General features: G+C 61.2%; 12 protein-coding genes. 8 read left to right on the forward strand and 4 right to left on the reverse strand.

Features of this window, described 5'->3' with window-relative positions; genetic code table 11:
* A partial coding sequence (locus tag ABZW74_RS04185) for an integrase core domain-containing protein (RefSeq protein WP_355274190.1) occupies positions 1 to 332 on the forward strand: 332 nt, incomplete at its 5' end.
* 51 nt (positions 333 to 383) lie between these two features.
* Here ABZW74_RS04185 and ABZW74_RS04190 read toward each other — a convergent pair.
* Positions 384 to 1,307, reverse strand: a complete 924-nt coding sequence (locus ABZW74_RS04190) for a hypothetical protein (RefSeq protein WP_355274193.1) — start codon at positions 1,305 to 1,307, stop codon at positions 384 to 386.
* An 86-nt stretch (positions 1,308 to 1,393) separates the two neighbouring features.
* On the opposite strand from ABZW74_RS04190, the gene ABZW74_RS04195 reads away from it, so the two are divergent.
* On the forward strand, positions 1,394 to 2,896 hold the full coding sequence (locus tag ABZW74_RS04195; protein WP_355274196.1) for an SIR2 family protein: 1,503 nt from the start codon (positions 1,394 to 1,396) through the stop codon (positions 2,894 to 2,896).
* A 287-nt stretch (positions 2,897 to 3,183) separates the two neighbouring features.
* The gene (locus ABZW74_RS04200; RefSeq protein ID WP_355274198.1) at positions 3,184 to 3,795 is read left to right on the forward strand and encodes a DUF4190 domain-containing protein; all 612 of its coding nucleotides are present in this window, start codon (positions 3,184 to 3,186) and stop codon (positions 3,793 to 3,795) included.
* Positions 3,796 to 3,976: 181 nt separating this feature from the next.
* Here ABZW74_RS04200 and ABZW74_RS04205 read toward each other — a convergent pair whose 3' ends face one another.
* From ABZW74_RS04205 to ABZW74_RS04215, 3 genes are read right to left on the reverse strand one after another with little or no spacing between them, the layout of a single operon-like run.
* Positions 3,977 to 4,366, reverse strand: a complete 390-nt coding sequence (locus ABZW74_RS04205; RefSeq protein ID WP_355274201.1) for a hypothetical protein — start codon at positions 4,364 to 4,366, stop codon at positions 3,977 to 3,979.
* A gap of 30 nt (positions 4,367 to 4,396) precedes the next feature.
* Positions 4,397 to 6,967 (reverse strand): trypsin-like peptidase domain-containing protein, encoded by a 2,571-nt coding sequence (locus tag ABZW74_RS04210; protein ID WP_355274204.1) that lies wholly within the window; start codon positions 6,965 to 6,967, stop codon positions 4,397 to 4,399.
* A 12-nt stretch (positions 6,968 to 6,979) separates the two neighbouring features.
* Positions 6,980 to 7,483 carry a hypothetical protein gene (locus ABZW74_RS04215; protein ID WP_355274207.1) on the reverse strand — a complete coding sequence of 168 codons (504 nt, stop codon included), beginning with the start codon at positions 7,481 to 7,483 and terminating at the stop codon, positions 6,980 to 6,982.
* Positions 7,484 to 7,881: 398 nt separating this feature from the next.
* On the opposite strand from ABZW74_RS04215, the gene ABZW74_RS04220 reads away from it, so the two are divergent.
* The 5 genes from ABZW74_RS04220 to ABZW74_RS04240 all read left to right on the forward strand — a co-directional run bounded on the left by ABZW74_RS04220 (position 7,882) and on the right by ABZW74_RS04240 (position 18,048).
* Entirely contained in the window at positions 7,882 to 8,271 is a 390-nt protein-coding gene (locus ABZW74_RS04220) for a very short patch repair endonuclease (RefSeq protein WP_355274210.1), read from the forward strand.
* Positions 8,272 to 8,448: 177 nt separating this feature from the next.
* A complete protein-coding gene (locus ABZW74_RS04225) occupies positions 8,449 to 10,278 on the forward strand; it encodes a UvrD-helicase domain-containing protein (protein WP_355274213.1) in 1,830 nt (609 codons plus the stop codon).
* Complete coding sequence (locus tag ABZW74_RS04230) at positions 10,275 to 13,460, forward strand: helicase (protein WP_355274216.1); 3,186 nt, start codon at positions 10,275 to 10,277, stop codon at positions 13,458 to 13,460. Before ABZW74_RS04225 ends, ABZW74_RS04230 begins: the two co-directional genes overlap by 4 nt.
* Positions 13,457 to 15,196 carry a DUF1998 domain-containing protein gene (locus ABZW74_RS04235; RefSeq protein ID WP_355274219.1) on the forward strand — a complete coding sequence of 580 codons (1,740 nt, stop codon included), beginning with the start codon at positions 13,457 to 13,459 and terminating at the stop codon, positions 15,194 to 15,196. The genes ABZW74_RS04230 and ABZW74_RS04235 overlap by 4 nt, the downstream gene beginning before the upstream one ends.
* A gap of 35 nt (positions 15,197 to 15,231) precedes the next feature.
* Positions 15,232 to 18,048: a DEAD/DEAH box helicase gene (locus tag ABZW74_RS04240; RefSeq protein WP_355274221.1), complete on the forward strand. Its 2,817-nt coding sequence runs from the start codon at positions 15,232 to 15,234 to the stop codon at positions 18,046 to 18,048.

Genomic DNA, 18,048 nt, shown 5'->3' on the forward strand with positions numbered 1-18,048 from the left:
ATCATTCCGATGCGGGATCACAGTACACGGCGATTGTGTTCGGGCAGCGACTGGCCGAGGAGGGAATCGCGGCTTCTATTGGCAGTGTCGGGGATAGTTACGACAACGCCCTGGCCGAGTCGGTGAACTCCGACTACAAGAACGAACTCGTCGACAACCAGCCGCGATTTCACGGTGCGACCGAACTGTCACTGGGCACCGCTGAATGGGTGGCGTTCTACAACCGGGAGCGGCCTCACAGCTACTGCAACGACCTCACTCCCGACCACGCTGAGCAACTCCACTACGCTCACATGCGCACCCTCAATCCGGAGGAGGCACTCACAACCTGAGCTCTCCGGAAATGCCGGGATGGATCAATCATCACCTGTCGTGTGTGGCTCTCACGGACCCAGAACGATCGGGGTCGGGGGAGCGAAGCTTGTGTTGTCGGGGAGGGGTTGCTCGTCATTGTCCTCGCCGACCTGCTTTACCGTCTTCGCTTTGTTGAACGGTGAGTCACCTTGGCGGGCCAGCGAGTCCTCGTACCACTGGAACCATGGGTAGTTGTACTGGCGGTACTGTTCGATGGTCAGCGGCTTGTGAGGTGGGTTCGCGTTTGTGAGCTCCTGGCACGCAGCCGAATTGATGATCCGTACGACCGCTTTGGCTGGCGAACTGGTCTCCCAGTTCTCGGTGGGTTCGATCGGCGTCGCGATCGACTGAGTGATCGATCCGCCGGCGCCCAGCCCCATGCCATCGGCGCTGGCGTCGGGCACCGAGCCGCAGATCATCTCGGACATGTAGCGGAACTGGGGGCGCTCAGCCCACTTGTCTGCGCGCAGCGGTGCGACGACGAGTCGGATCGTGCCGTCGTCGGTGCCGGTCAACTGTTCGGCCACCGAGTACCCGCCTCCGAGCGGCATCGCCACGAACTGCCGCACCGTCGTCGGGTCGGCGTAGAAGCCGTCGAGCCACGGCTGGGTGGGAATCTCCACGTAGTCGTCGTCTGCGAAGTCGATCTCAGAGCGGAACGGCTCGCCGGTGATGGCGTTCAGCCCGCCGACACCGATCTTGACGAGAAACGGATAGCCCGAGTTCGTGGAGAAGTTCATCCACATCGCCTCCGACTGCCACATCGGGATCAGCGACTCACGCGCGCGAGGATCGAGAAACACGGGAAACTCGCCGAGGCTCGGCGGCAGGCCGTAGGTGGTCTCGTCGTCGGGCACGCGCAGGGTGCGCTCGAAGGTGATGCGCAGCGTCGCGTCCTCGTGGACCTCGGGGAAAGCGAAGACGAGGCTGTCGAGATCTTTGGTGGACGACATGGTGAATCTCCGTTCGTGATGTTGAAGACCACCGTACGAACCGGGTACGACAACGGGCGCGGGGCGACGGATCTACAGTGCTCAGCGTGACGTCTACTTCAGAGACCCGTGGCCACCTCTTCGTCCTCCATGGGCTCATCCAGAACTTCGACTATGACGCCGTCATCGTCCCGACCGACCACCGCTTCGACATCACGTCGAGCTGGCCGGAGTCGGTCACTGGCGCGCACGACGCGGCCAGACCTCAGAGCTGGCCGCGGCCCTTCGCTCGGAGCGCGGCCGGTAAACCGGTCTGGTTCATCAGCGTCGCCGATGAGCAGTTGCTGTCCGACGAGGAACTGATTCGTCGCGTCGCTGGCACTCTGTCAGAGATCGCCGGCGCGGAGTTGGCCAAGCCGGACGGTCGCGAACTTACTCGCATCGCGATTCCCGTACTTGGCATTGGGCGTGGGGGTCTTGGTGACCAGCGAGGTGCGATTCTCCGATCGTTGTTGGCGACGCTGCTGTCGTTCACGGCTAACAACCACATCGATGTCCTGCTCGTGGCCTCCAACCGGGCCGTCTTCAGCGCCGCGCAGCACGCTCGACGCGAACTCGCGCGGGAGGGATCTTCGGTGTGGGATCTGAACGACGACGAGATGGGCGAGGCGCGTCGGCTTGGTGGGCTCGCCGCCGATGGGCATCTTGCGTTGTTCCTGGGTGCGGGCGTCAGCATTGCCGCCGGACTGCCGACCTGGGATGGGCTCCTGGAAGAAGTAGGCGCCGATGCAGGCGAACGGCCAGCCGACTTCAAAGAGCTCGGAGCTCTCGACAAAGCCGAGTACCTCGCTGTAAAGATGGGGGCAGATGAACTGAATGCCAAGGTCCGGGCGGCGATCGGTGATCCCGCGAAAGTGGCTGTTGCACATGCTCTTCTCGCAGCGATGAATTGCCGCGAAGCCGTCACGACCAACTACGACGCTCTGTACGAGCGTGCCGTCGAAGCAACCGGAAGGCATAGTCCGACGATCTTGCCGTGGGAGTCGGTCGACCCGAAGCGGGAGTGGCTGCTAAAGCTGCATGGTGACGCGAGCCGGCCTGAGACGATAGTGCTCACCCGCAGGGACTTCGTCCTGTTCGACACGAAGTCGAAGCCCGCCGGGTCGCTTCTGCAGGCGCTACTCCTCACCAAGCACCTGCTCATCATCGGCGCCTCGCTCAACGACGACAACGTGATCCGACTCGCAATGGAGGTGGATGAGTACCTCGTACGGAGCGGATCACGCACAGCCCGTGGCACTTTCGTAGACGTGTCTGGGAAGCCAGCGAGGCAAGAACTCTGGACCCAACAATTCCGATGGCTCATCTGCGACGGTGACAGCAGGTCAGCACGTGCTCGACGCATGGAGATCCTGCTCGACGCGGTGAGTGCGTTCTCAACCGCCGACGCCCCGTGGGTACTCGACGAACGATTCGATGGGTTGCTGTCTGATCAAGATCGAGCGGTGACGAAGAACGCGCGAGCGTTGCTGGCCGCGACGGAATCGGGGAGCGGGCTGATTGCGCCGCTGCGGTCGGCGCTCAGCAACCTCAAGGGAGTACGGACGTGAGCGATGCGGCGCGTCGTGGACCGGTTGGTGACTGGACGGCCGGACGGAGTGGCCTGGGCTTTGGAGCGATAGCAGTTTGTTCGCCGAATTACATACTCTGATAGAAACTTTGGCAAGCGACGGTCGGAAGGCGACCCTGTACGCACACGTGCCGTGGTGGCCACCAGCCAAATTCGCAAAGGGCGCTGCCGTTGGTCCGACGAGGCGATGGGCGAGCTTGCCGGACTTCTCGAGAGGTTGGTGACGCGGCAACCGTCCCCAAGTAGATGACGCCTGAAACTTGAGCGATGCTGTGCAAGAATTCCAGCGAGCACTTCACCCGGATTACTGGAGCCGAATTGACCGATTACGAAGACAGTCAAGGCAGGTCGGCTGTACCGACACAGCCGACCGCGAGTGATTCACAGATCAAACCTGTTTGGCCGTTCGTATTCATCTCCGTGCTGTCGCTCCTGCTCGCGGCACTATCGTGGGTTTTCACCGGACTGATCTTCTCGATCGTTTGGATAGTGGTTGCTGTGCTAGGGGTGATCCTGGCAATTGTCCGGTCCCAGGCCAACAGCGCCCATCGTAGTGCGACCCCGTCCGGACCCATTGGCATGACCGTTGACGGCCGCCCGATCTATCCAATTGTTGGGTACACCCCAGATGGAATGCCAGTCACGGCCGACCATGCCGTCGGCGTCCGAACCCAATCCTTCGGGACGAACGGGCTAGCTATCGCATCGTTGATCCTAGCATTCTTCATTCCGATTGTCGGATTGGTCCTCGGATTCATCGCACGGTCCCAAATCGCTAAGAGCGGCCAGCAGGGTAGTGGATTGGCGTTGGCAGGCATACTCATCGGTGGCGTGTTCACCCTCCTTAATACGGTGGCGTTGATTGTCCTTCTCGCATAGCGAGCCAAGCAAGTTAGCGCCGCGCTAGGTGGGAAGATAGAGGTCCGCCAAGGCTCTGCGGATCTGGTACGGCATCGTCCTGTCGAGTCAGTTCATTCGAATTGCAGATGCCGGGCTCGATTTCGGCGTAGCGCGGACACAGCAATAACGGCGAGGTTGTAGTCAAGTCGCTCAATTTCGGCTAGTGAGGGTAGTGAGGCATCAATTCGTCGGCGCGAAAGACCTTGACTGCACCTTCATAGTCACTCTGGAAGGCGACGATGCATGCGGGGCCACCGAGCTCGAAGATCCAATCTAGGCAACCGCCGCAGGGTGTGAACATCTTGCGCGGGCTGACGATCAGGACGGCGATGGCGGGCCCATCGCCGGCGGTCGCCATGGTTGTCAGCGCATTCACTTCCGCATGGACGTCATGGGACCGGAACCGGTGCTCGACGTTGCAGCCGGCATAGATCTTCCCCTGTCGAGAAAGTACCGCGGCGCCCACCCTCGTACTTCCGTGCACCCGCGAGTGTTCACGGGCCGCCCAGGCCGCAGTAGAGAGCTCTTGCCATTCAACCGAATCAGTCAATTGGTCAGTCCCGGTGCTGATCGCGCTCTCTCAGCAGTGCTCTGCGATGAACTGGCTCTGCAATTGTTCAAGATTCGCTTGTTCACGTTCTGTCAAGTCCTCTCGGGGTACGTCGTTCAGCAAGGGCGTCACTGCCTCGCCCCAGCCTGTGTTGGCCCCACGCTGATTCGCCGAGCGTAGCAACTGCATACGACAACGCACGTCGAATGTGCTCAGCAGGTTCCGGCATCCATCGATGACAATCCATCGCATATCGGCGTCCCGCGCAGCAATCTCCATCAGCGAGCGAATAGCGCCATACTTGACCCATGGATATCCGTCGTTTGCTGCCGCGCCAAGTAGTAGTTCTATGACCGAGATAGTATTGGCTGATCCCATTGCGTGAATGGTGCGCCATCGAATTGACCTTGACCGCGAATCCTGATCTTCGAGTCGGCTCAGATAGAGCGTGGACAGCTCTTGGACTTGCTTCTCGGAAAGAGAGGTCCGGCGAATGACATTCGCGGCGGTCCAGCCGTAAAGAGGATCGGCGTGGGTCAATGCTTGAACGGTCCTGTCGGGTAGGCCGCTGTGGCCTGTGAAAAGGGTTCGCCAGGATTGATACCAGTCGGGAATGGTAATTTCATGAATTGTTTCTACAACCTCGACGAGATCGGCGACGTTCGACGCTGTGCGCATGGCGGCGGCGTGGGGGCCTCTGAATTTGGCTAGGAGGGTCTCGGCGTGTTCGGCAGAAGCGACGACCGGATCGAATCTCTTCTCTGCCAGATTCGCCAGCAGGGCAATCCTGAGCGTGGGGCTGATGGCCAGATCTCGCTCCTGTTCGACTATGCCCATTACTCGCATTGTGACCGCCCAGCTCCAGTCCTCAATCTTGCGTAGTAGCGCGTCTCCGTGCTCGGCATCCGCCACCTGGGAGGCCGCGAAGTTGAGTGGATCGATCGAGCTGGTGTGGAAGGTGACTGCATCGAGTAGGTCCTCGGGCCATGAGGCCGGGTTATCTTGAAGCATCCCAACAGATGCAAGATAGTCGTGGTAGAGCTGATGGGCGAAGCGCCACTCTCCGTCATTGCTGACGACAACCCCGGCTTTAGTGAGTAGACCCCAATCCCGTTTGGTTCCCTTTTTCTTGAATTCTTCCCTAGTGAACGACCTGCTGCGACTTGAAAGATATACATCTAGAGCACATTGCGCTACGCGATCTAGTTGATCGTGATTCAAATTGACTTGTTCGGTAAAGAAGAGATTTAGTGCTGATTCGCGGGTGCCGAGCTCTGGAGTGTCCCCTTTGAGCGCGAGTGTAAGGAAGAATGGAACTGAGAGTAGCGCGCGCACGTCGTCTGATAGATTCAGATATGTCCCAGATTCGAATCGCTCATCGACGTATCGGGAAACCACGATCCTGTCGATCGGATTAACTGATGAGGCCGTCCAAGATTCGTACCTAGGTGTAATTTCCCGGTCAGTCACCAGCGCAGATGCTCTCTGATTATTCCGGACGTGGTGATCGAGAATGTCAATTATTCGATCCGCAATTTTCGGCTCGACCTCGTTGAGGCCATCGACCATTATCAGGGCCAAGCCGGATTCTGTTGCACGCTCAAGAGACATTGCCCCAACGTCACCGACCGCGACGGAAAATAGGACGTCGATGGCTGCGGTCGTATTGTTCTTGAAATCGATCTTAGAAATTTCACTGCTCTTTCTTGGGGTCCATCTCTTAAGATCGATCAGAAACGGTACCTGTTCCAGGGCCTCGTCCCGCACTAGGTTTCTCAGGAGCGCTGTTTTTCCTGCGCCGGCTTGACCAGTGAGGACTATTCGACGATGTTCGCGAGTGGCCGATAATATTCTTGACCACTCCGCATTATCGTCGTCGATATGAATGGTTAGCGGAAATTCTGGTTTACTGGGATCGACTGCCAATTCTTCCAAGACTCGCATCGGGTAGTCCCCAAGGAAACTGGAGGCCGCTCGCAGTCCTGATTGCTTTGCAAGATGGGCATCAGTTTCTTTGTGATTCTCCCGAATGAGGTCGGAATCGAGCTCTAAGACTGCAGATATTGGGATTCCCCACCCTCCGCGGTCGGTGTCGCGCTGGCGGCTTGTCTTGAGGACGCCGCAGACCGCATCGCGCGCGGAATCCACCAGGGGGCCTCCACTCATTCCTGCAACGGCCTCACCGCCTTGAAGCTTGAGCAATGATCCACCGGGTGTAGTGTGTTGTCCGACATAGGTGAAGGTGGCGGGTTCCTCAGCGGGTACTTTCGATAGTGTCTTGGTGAATCCAGTTGTCTCAATCCGCGTGCCTGATTGAGGCATCTCGGCATCGAGGCGCATCACGTGCGCGTTTGGGGCTTCGTCGACGGCTATCAAACAGAGGTCTGGAAACGGGGAAATACCCTCTTTGGGCAGATCGTGCGTGAGTGGACGCTGTGCTAACACAGTGCCCCGCAACTCCTTCCCTCGGTGAAACAGGGTGACCGCGTCGCCCACCGCGCATCGCGCGACGTGAGCACACGTCAGGATCTTGTTGGGTGTGACGAAGAACCCCGTTCCATCGTCGCGTGGCCCACAAACTCTGACAATGGCGTCGCGCATCGAGTGCCGTGCCTATGGTTGCTGGTCTGAATAGAGTGCATCCAAAATGGCTACAGCGGCCCTAACGTTGTCGGGTTGCGTTCGAGGCATCGACACATCACTCGGGCCAGACGACGTTGAATCGTCGGAATCCAGCAGGCTTGCGACGGCTGTATAGGCGGCGCGTCCGCGCGCCTCCTCTACAGCAGCTGTGCGTTCGGCTTCCCCTGCGCGTTGAGCCAGCTGTCGGATACTCGCTCTGGCTTCGTTGGCGTCGTCCCTTGCTTCACTCGCATGCATGTCCGCAGCCTTGACGGCAGACTGATTGACTTCTCGGCCGAATAGCCATCCGACAGCCGTAAAGACGATCGCCTGGATGGCGGTGAAGATGTACACGCGCCGTTGCCAAACCTCGGGATCGGTGTCTGCGATGGCCAGAAGAATTACCGCCAAAGTTCCGAAAATCAGCAGGAGAACCACAGTGACGACCAACTGCCAGAGTTGCAGGCCAGCATCGGGGCGATCCTTCTTTTTCATGTGTTCAAGATAGCCTTGCATTCAGATCCGAGGTCGGAGCTCGTCGGATCTTAACCGAACTGCGGCTTCGATTGAGTGAATAGCTGCCCTGCGTGCTCGCGGTCCAGCCTGAAGCGATCGACGGAGGGTCGAGGTGTATCGAGCCCGCACTGAGCTTGGGTGGCTGGCAGTCCTCACAGATGCAGGGGCGGTTGTCGTCGCATCTGCCGCACACCGCGGTCAGAACGAGTGGCCCGCGGCGTGTTAAGTAGTCCACTGCCGACTGTCCCCCTTTTCGGATGAGACCTACAACGATCGGCGGTCAGGACTTGTTTGTACTCGGCGGCGATTGGATTTGATAGAACGATTTCGTGGCCTCTTTTCGACCCCCCGCCTCCTCCGATGTTGTTCGCTCGCGCATGAGTCGTCAGCGTTCCAAGGACACCGCTCCCGAGGTCGAGGTTCGCAAGGCTCTGCACGCGCGAGGACTCCGGTTCCGGACCGACGTGAAGCTCGAGCCGGATCTGCGGACTCGTGCGGATATTGCCTGGCGAGGGATCAGGCTCGCGATCTTCGTTGATGGCTGCTTCTGGCACGGATGTCCAGAGCACGCCACCCGTCCGGCGGCGAACAGGAAGTGGTGGGCCAAGAAGCTGGACGCAAACGTCGCTCGGGATCGTCGCACCGATGCATTGCTGCGGGAGCGTGGGTGGACGGTCAGACGCTATTGGGAGCACGAGTCCCCTGAGGCGATCGCAGCAGACATCGTTCATGTTGTCGAAGAGTTGCGAGAGGGTCGAACACCGTGACGCACGGCGTCGTCTGATCGGCCGACACTGAGGACAAGCCACCGAGAGCGGGAACTCGGACACGGCAGGGGATGTGGCCCATTTGTCCGACTGGGCGGGTACAAATCTTGGGGGAGCCTGCGCTGAACCGTGATTGCAGAAGCGGTTCGTCGGGTTTCATGTGGACAGTAGCGAGTGATGAGTGAGCAGGCACTGATGGCAGATGGTGAGGGACCAGACATCGAGCTCGATGAGACTCAGCGGCACGTCGTCGAGGCCGATGCGTCCGATCGTGTGGTGGTCATCGCCGGCGCGGGGCAAGGAAAAACCGAGGTGGTGACCGCGCGGCTCCAGTCCCTGATCGACGACGAGGACCTGTCCGCGTCCGTGGAGCTCCTCGTCTTGAGCTTCTCGCGGGCTGCCGTTCGCGCTGTCCGTTCCCGGCTGTCCGATCGTGATATCGCCGAGGTCAACGTCCGAACGTTCGACTCCTTCGCATCCCAGCTATTGCTCGAGGCCGATGTCGAGCCTGCAGTCGGATTTGAGGCGAGGATTCGTCAGGCTACCGAGTCGATCACCGGGAATGACGACGTCGCAGACCTGGTGGGATCTCTGCGACATGTCATCGTGGACGAGGTGCAGGATCTGGTCGGGGATCGCGCCGACTTCGTATGGGCATTGCTCTCGGCGCTACGAGAGGATGCAGGATTCACAGTCCTCGGAGACCCGCTCCAAGGCATCTACGACTTCGTCCTCGACGGGTCGGTCACACCCACGACATCGCCCGAACTCCTCAACCGCATTCGCACCGACCTCGGTGCCGACGAAGTCGGGTTGTCGACCAACTACCGAGCCCGAGGCGGAGATTGCATCAGAGCAGCGGAACTGGGTCCTCGTCTGCGAGGCGAGTCTGACGCGGCGGCAGCTCTGACCATTCTCCGCGACCTCCGGGACACGCTTCCGCGCCTCGACAGGGTCGAGAGCTGGTCGTTCCTCGACCTGTACGCCGGCCGAAGCGCAATCCTCTGCCGCAGCAATGCCGAGGTCTTGCGAATCTCCCGCGAACTCGTCGACGAGGGCATCACCCACGCGGTACGCCGGCCCGCCCAGGCATTCGGTGCGGCCAAATGGATCGGCACGGCACTGAGTTCAATGGCCGGTCCGGTGGTCGCCCGGTCCGATCTTGAGCACCGTCTCCAACAGATCCTGGACGAGGCGGACGCTGAAGACGCCTGGTATCTCCTGAAATCCGCCGAGCAACGAGGCCGGAGCATGGATCAGATCGACTTGGAACGTCTTCGCCGCAAGGTGATGGCTGGAACCGTACCGCTGACCCTGACCGAGGGCGATGACGCGAAGGTCATCGTCTCGACGATCCACCGCGCGAAGGGCCTCGAGTTTGACAACGTCTTTATCGCTGACTGGTCTGACCGACCGGATGACGGCGATCAATGGGCGTTGATTCGCCTCGAATACGTCGCGCTGACTCGGGCCCGGGACTCGGTGATCATGGTGTCCACGCCGCGACGGCGCTCGATGGTCGCTGAATACCGGTGGCTTCCGAATCGACTTCAGGAACGCGCCGGTCCCAGGGGCAAGACCAGAGCCCGATCCCTGGAGATCGGCTACGCCGACACATACGCCGCGCGTCCGGTCGCGGTCGGCAACCTCTCGGTAACGCAGGTCCAGGCCGCACTCGACAATCTGACACCTGGTGTGGCAGTTGAGGCGGAATTGGATCGGATGCGCTCCGACCTGCAACGCCCGGTTTATGTGCTGATGGTCGACGGTCAGCCGATCGGCCACACCACCGACGAGTTCGGTGCGGATTTCGCCACGGCGTTCAGGGTTCGACCGGGTCAGTGGCCGGCCGCGCTGACCGACATGGTCTTGATCTCGGTCGAGACAGTGGCAGGTGACCCGAACATCGCTTTCGAGGCAGGAGCCGGTCCGGGAGGGTTCTGGGTCGTGCCGAGAGTGGCAGGTCTTGCGCGACCGTTGTGGGATGTGATGGAGAAGGTGGGATGAGCGTGAACGAAGAGTTGGCCGGGAAGTACCGATTCCGCGAGGAGATGGTCGACGCCCTGCAGGACGACCTCATCGGGCCGGGGGATGGCGACGACGAGGTGATCGCTGAGGCGCCGCTGAGCAGGTACATCATTGGCGCCTTGTGGCCCCGAGCTGCAGATGAGAACGACGCAGAGGACGTAGGTCAGGAGCATGGCTCTGAGCCGGACGGAGCCGACGCGGATGCAGAGTCCGATGAGGGTAGCCCCGTGGCCCAGGCCCGTATGCGATTCCCGTCATCGGTCGGCATGACCTTCTCAGTGCGCGCATCGGCCCGATCTGTGACCATCACCCCGACTGCGGCACGATACGAGCTACTGGTCGACGACGATGAAGCAGCGGAGGGCTGGCGCCGGATCCCACTCGAGGCCGAAGGTGTCGGTCAGCAACTCCAGCGTCCGGGCGTTTATCGCGACGAAATCAGCCCAGGGCTGCAGTTGTATCGCTACGTGCGCCCCGAGCGCGATGGAGTGGTCACGGTTACCGTTGCCCTGAACAACACCGCCATAGCTGTCAAAGGTGATCTGCGCGATGCCATTTCCTGGTTCCAGGTCGGTATCACTGTCCAGACCCAGCACACAGACATCGTCGATCGATCGGTTGCCCGCAACATCGGAACCGACCCAGACCTCGACACTGCTGCATTGATGTATCGCAATGCGCATACCTTTGGGATCGGCCATGGGTGTGCTGCGGAATGGGACCTCGACGACGTTCACGACGGTGCGGTCGCGAAGGTGTCAACCACGTTCATACCCTCGCACGAGGTGCACCGCGCCAAGCCCGGCAAGGTCAAGGATCTCGATCTCTTGATGGCATCACTCGCCGACGACCCGATAGACACGATCAGTGCGAACCTTCGAGGACTCACCACCCAATACCGAGCGTGGATCGACAAGGTCGAAGCCGACGTTGCGGGCGGCGGCGCCTCGGTTGGGGACGATCTGAAACCGGTTGCGTCCCGGCACATCACGGACATGCGCAAGGCGGCCAACCGCATTGATGCCGGCATCCGCCTTCTCGAAGACAATCCGGAGGCACTCAGGGCCTTTCGATTGGCCAATCGCGCAATGCAATTGCAGCGCGCACGCCAGGATTGGGTACGTGGTGGTGCCGAGGGAGAGGTCGGCGACGGCGCGGATGCGGAATGGCGTCCGTTCCAGATCGCCTATGTCCTGCTGAACCTTCCAGGGATCACCGATCCGTCGCACGATGACAGGGAGGTTGCAGACCTCCTGTGGTTCCCGACCGGCGGTGGTAAGACCGAGGCGTATCTGGGCCTGGTGGCCTACGTGATCCTGCTGCGACGAATCCGTAACTCGTCGGCCATGGGTGTGGCAGTGATCATGCGATACACGCTGCGTCTGTTGACCATTCAGCAGTTCGAGCGTGCATCCATGCTCATGTGCTCGCTCGAGACGGTTCGGAAGGACAATTCCGATCTCGGGTCTCGGCCGTTCTCCATCGGCTTGTGGGTTGGTGCGGGTGCCACTCCGAACTCGGTCGCGGAGGCGCGGACATCGCTCAAGAAGCTCGCGATGGGTCAAGATCTCCAGGAAAAGAACCCGGTGCAGCTCACCCAGTGCCCGTGGTGTGGAACGTTCATGAACCACGAGAACTACTCCGCAGAGCGGCGCCCATTCGATCACCTCACGATCGCATGCAAGACACCCTCGTGCGACTTCCGCGGCGGACTTCCTGTTCACCTGGTTGATGAGGATGTCTATCGCGAGCGGCCGGAACTGATCCTGGGAACCGTCGACAAGTTCGCGATGATGGCCTGGAATGAAGACGTGGGCAAGCTTTTTGCCCGTGACGGAAAGGGAACCCCGCCCGAACTGATCATCCAGGACGAGTTGCATCTGATCTCAGGCCCGCTCGGATCGATGGTCGGGTTGTATGAAACGGCGGTCGACGCGGCATGTTCGGTTCCATCGCTCGATGACGAGTACAACCGGGCCAAGCCCAAGGTCATCGCCTCAACCGCGACCATCCGGCGAGCAGACGAACAGATCGAGGCCGTGTTCGACCGTTCCGCAGCGCTCTTCCCGCCACCCGGAATCGACCCCGACGAATCCTTCTTTGCCGAGCCCTCAGGCAAGGATGAACTCGGCACTCGCCGCTACGTCGGGGTGATGGCATCGGGCACCAGCCACGCAACCTTGCTGGTGCGCGTCTACACGGCACTGTTACAGGCAGCCAAAGACATTGACGGTGATGACGCCACCCGTGATCCCTACTGGACCCTGTTGGGCTACTTCAACAGCCTCCGCGTTCTGGGTAGCGCCAACCTTCAGGTCGAGGGGGATGTGAGAGAACGCCTGGGTGTCGTGGCGAAACGCAATGGAACCACCAAACGCGAACTGAAGGTGGTCAACGAGCTGACCAGTCGCGTCCCGTCGTCCGAGATCCCGGGGCGGCTGAAGGCATTGGAACGGAGACTTGGTGGCGCCCACGCTCCTGACGACGCCGTCCTGGCCACAAACATGATCTCGGTGGGCGTTGACATCGACCGACTGGGCCTGATGGCGGTGATGGGCCAGCCGCAGGCCAGTGCGGAATACATTCAGGCGACAAGCCGCGTGGGGCGTCAATACCCCGGTCTCGTGGTGACCATCTTCAACTCCGCTCGCTCACGGGATCGCTCCCACTACGAGAGCTTCCGGCCGTTCCATCAGTCGCTTTATCGCGCTGTAGAGGCAACCAGCGCAACGCCTTTCGCGGCGCGTGCACGGGACCGCGGGCTGCACGGTGTGCTGATCTCGATGGCCCGCCTGCTCATCGGAGCGCTGTCCGGCAATGGGGCCGCGCACCTGGCATCCGACAAGTGGGACGACCTGGCCGACGTCGCGCGCCTGATCGTCGATCGAGTTCGGCAGGTGGCACCGGAGGAGGCGGAGGCGACCGACGATGAGCTTGCCGCCCTGCTCAAGGTATGGGCAGACGCCGGTGATGCACGAGAAAACATGAAGTACCAGAACAAGAATCTGGAGGCTGCGCTGATGGTGCGGCCCGAGGACGCGCTGACCAAGGACGAGATCGAGTACTCCCAGCGTGAAGTCCCGTGGCCGACGCTTCAGAGCATGCGTGATGTCGACGCCGAGAGCAGCCTGTACCAGATTCCGTTGAGGAGGAAGCAATGAAGCGCACCAACGTCAAGGCTCGTCGTAGCCAGCTTCTCAGCACCTACGGCATAGGTGGTCTCTTCCCCTCTGAGACAACGAGTTTTATGATCGTCGGCCTGCACGAATGGCATGAGGACTCTTCCCCGGTGATCAGCGAGCCGCGCCTGGCGCGTTCTCTTGGGGTCCAAGAACTCAAGTCGCCGCCGGCCGGCGGAAAACGCGATGTACCGGTCGTAAGATTCCCGGAGACGCAGATCTGCCCTGGTTGTCGACGCATTGGGACCACGGCTCAACTCGGTGGCGATTGGAACGCATCTCATTGTCGATGCAAGGAAGGCCGCGCCGGTGCAGCGCTGTCACCCTTTCGTCTGATCACCGCATGCACACGCGGGCATATCGATGAGTTCCCCTTCTTTCAGTGGCTCCATCGGGAAAAAGGTGGGCCCAAAGATGTGAAGCACGAAATGCGAATGAGATCGCTGGGACGCACTTCTTCCCTCGATGACCTCGTGCTCGAATGCACCTGCGGGGTGGAGCCCCAGACCCTGGATGGAGCGACCAAGGCCGCGGCGATGAAGGGCATCATCGGGTGCAAGGGTCTGCGGCCCTGGCTCGGCGGCGAGTATTCCGAGGAGTGCGGGGAGACGCCGCGAGTGCTTCAGCGTGGTGCATCCAACGTGTGGTTCCCCGCAGTTCGCTCGGCGATCTCCATTCCGCCCTACTCGGAAGCTCTCGCAAAGTTTGTCAACAAGCACTGGTCGGTCCTGGAGGATCCGACCCTGGCCAGTGAAGCACTCATTCGCAAGGTCGCCAGGGACTCACGCCGCTACTCCTATGAGCAGATCCTCGCCGAGGTCGAGAGACGTCGTGGCGAGGAGGATTCGGACGATATCGACGAGCAACAACTCCGCCGCCAGGAGTTCCAGGCGCTGATGGATGGCCGCGAGGCATCCAAAGACGAGTCCGACTTCGTGTGTGAGATGTCGGTGACCAAAGGACAGTTTCCCGACGGGGTCCCGGACATCTTCACCGATCTCCGTAAGGTCACACGCCTCCGCGAGGTCCGCGCTCTGCGCGGATTCTCTCGCCTCTCCGGAGACTCCGATCCCGATACGCTCTGCAAGCTGTCCCCAGAGCCGCTCTACTGGCTGCCCGCGATCGAGGTCATCGGTGAGGGAATCTTCCTCGCGCTCGACCGCCAAGAACTGAAGGACTGGGCAGCAACACCTTTCGCCCAGGGCCGTCAACGCAAGCTCCAAGTCGCAGCCAACAAGCAGGCGCAGACGTTCAAGCGGCCACCCACCCAAGTCGATATCGCCAAGGTTGCTCTCCACACACTCGCCCATGTGCTGATCGATCAGCTCTCGCTCGACGCCGGGTACCCGGCGTCGTCGCTGCGCGAGCGATTGTTCGTCGACGACGACATGGCCGGAATCCTCATCTACACGGCCAGCTCTGACTCGGCCGGCAGCCTCGGTGGCGTCGCCTCGCAAGCGGACCCGACCAAGTTCGCGGCGGCCATCGAAGAAGGCTTGACCAGGTTGTCCTGGTGTTCATCCGACCCGGTCTGCATCGAGTCGCCCGCATCGGGAACCGATGCACTGAACATGGCCGCGTGCCATGCCTGCGTGCTGGCACCGGAGACATCCTGCGAGCTCAACAACACCCTGCTCGATCGCGCTCTCCTGTTCGGCACGCACGAGCCCGGCGAGGAGGACGCAGGCCTCTTCAGCGGGCACTACGCACAGGCATAGGCTGCGAACCGGACAGGATTCGAGGAGGCTGGGTCGTGGCAGATATCGCTGCAGGTGAACGCGTCATCGTTCGAGACGAGGAGTGGCTCGTCCGTTCGGTGCGTGCCACCGAGGTCGACGGCACCCGGGTCGAGGTCACCGGGGTCAGCGAACTGGTCCGCGACCAGGATGCAGTGTTCTTCGACCATACCGAACTCGACACCATCGACCGGCTCGACCCCCGTCAGGGCAAATTGGTCGCCGACGTCTCGCCCGGTTTCCGGCGAACCCGCCTGTGGTTGGAGTCGGTGCGCCGCAGCAGTCCGGTGCCCGCGGCCGACACGCGGATCGCCGTCGGACATCAGGCGCTCCTCGACCGCATGGACTACCAGCTCCGGCCGGCGGCCCAGGCGTTGGAGAACCTGCGCCCACGCATCCTCATCGGTGATGCCGTCGGGTTGGGCAAGACGCTGGAGATCGGCATCCTGCTCTCCGAACTGATCCGCCGCGGACGAGGTGAGCGCATTCTGGTAGTCACGCCCCGCGCGGTCCTCGAACAGTTTCAGCAGGAGCTGTGGACGCGCTTCGCCATTCCTCTGATCCGACTCGATTCCGCCGGCATCCAGAAGGTCAAGCAGACTCTTCCCAGCTCGCGTAACCCGTTCAGCTATTACAAGCGGGTCATCGTCTCCATCGACACCCTCAAGAACCCCCACCGCTACAAGCACCACCTCAAGAGCCAGCACTGGGATGCCGTCGTGATCGACGAGTGTCACAATCTGATCAACCGCGGAACCCAGAACAACGAGCTCGCCAAACTGCTTGCGGCGCAATCGGATGCGCTCATCCTGGCGAGCGCCACCCCGCACAACGGCAAGCAGGAGTCCTTTGCCGAGTTGATCAGCATGCTTGACCCGACAGCGATCGTCGATCCGAATGAGTACGCGGCCAAGGACATCAAACACCTCTATGTGCGACGTCACCGCAACTCTCCGGATGTCAAACTCGATGTGGCCCACAAGTGGAAGGCCCGCCGCAAGCCCGATGTGCTCGGAGTCGAACCCAACACTGCGGAGTTGCAGGTTCTCCGCGAACTGGAAGACGTGTGGCTGCATCCGACCGGACGCCCCGTCATCGAAGGTAAAGGCCGACAGCTCTTTCCGTGGACCCTGTACAAAGCGTTCCTCTCGTCGCCGCGCGCCCTGCGCGCCAGCATCGGGCGGCGACTGAAGACGATCGGCAACGAGCGTGACCGCGAGGCGGTGGCCCTGCTCCGACTCGACGATCTCGCCGCAAGAGCCGAGAAGACCGCCCCGGCGAAGCTCGGCGAACTCGTTTCCTACCTCGAAGCGATCGGTGTGGGCAAGGATTCCGACACCCGGGTGGTCATCTTCTCCGAGCGCATCGACACACTGGACTGGCTTCGCGCCGAACTGCAAGAGAAGCTCAAGTTCGCCGCCAAGGCTGGCAACGGTCTGCTCCCCGTAGAGGTTCTGCATGCCGGCCTCTCCGACGAGAAGATCCAATCGGTGGTGGAGGGATTCGGGCAGAAGGCGTCCGGGATCCGGATACTGGTCGCCTCCGACATGGCGTCAGAAGGGCTCAACCTCCACAAAGAGTGCCACCACCTGGTGCACTACGACCTGCCCTGGTCGTTCATCCGCATCCAGCAACGCAACGGCCGCATCGACCGGTACGGCCAGGTGCATTCACCCCAGATCACGGCGTTGGCCTTGACGACCGAGGAAGACGTCACTGACGACCTCAACGTCGTCACGAAACTGCTTCTGAAAGAGGACGAGGCCAACCGCGCACTCGGCGACGCTGAAGTGCTCCTGGATCTCCACGACGCCAAAATCGAGGAAGAGACCGTCATGGAGGCCATCCGCACCCATCAAGACCTCAACACGGTGATCTCCGAACCAACCCCGGAGAAGCTCAATCCCTTTGCCCGTCTGATGATCAAGGGCGGTGAGCATGAGAACGAGCCGGCTCCGGACACATCGGTCAGGTTGTCGTTCTTCGACGATGACGACAACTACCTGACCGAAGAGCTGGCCGACATCGCCACCGACAGGGGAGCAAAGAAGCTCGATGTGTACCGCGAGGCCGACAAGGACCTGATCGCCTTCACCCCACCCGACGACTTGATCACCCGATTCCGTGACCTCCCACCGGACTACCGTTCCGAACAAGGAATCGAAGAGCGCTTCCGCCTGACCGGGAGCCCCGACGTCGCCAGGGAGCGTCTCGCCCGCGCACAGAAGGCCGAGGACACCTCGTGGCCCGACGTCCACTTCCTCACCCCGATCCATCCGGTACTGGACTGGGCAGGGGACCGGGCGGTGGGACGCTTCGGGCGTAACGAGATCCCGGTCGTCACCGGCTCTGTCGACCGCATCTACTTCCTGACGCAGGCTGTATGGTCCAACGACGACGGACGACCGGCCATCGCCCACTGGGGTGCGGTCACTGGTTTGCCACGTTCCCCGGAGGTCGACGACTTCGAGACCATCGTCGAGATCTCGGGACTGAGCGAAGACGCCACCAACCCCGGCATCGACGAGGGCCGGCTTGCGGGACTGCAGAAACTCGTGCCCGCCGCAGTCGACGCCGCCCTCGCCCACATCAGGGACCGCCGTGAGGATTTCGAACAAGATCTTCTCGAACGCGTCGACCGATACCGGGCAGGCCTGACCCACTGGGAACAGTCGGCGCTGAAGATCGCCACCGAGCCAGGTAGACGCAAGGACAGCAGACTCGAGGTGGAGCACACCGCGGGCAGCTGGTCCACCATCATCGACTCCCTCGCCGCATCCGGGGACCCGTTTGTGCGCGTGGTCGGTGTCATCATTCCGAAGCCCAAGGGGTGA

The sequence above is a fragment of the Gordonia sp. NPDC003585 genome (assembly GCF_040610755.1).
Lineage (GTDB): Bacteria > Actinomycetota > Actinomycetes > Mycobacteriales > Mycobacteriaceae > Gordonia.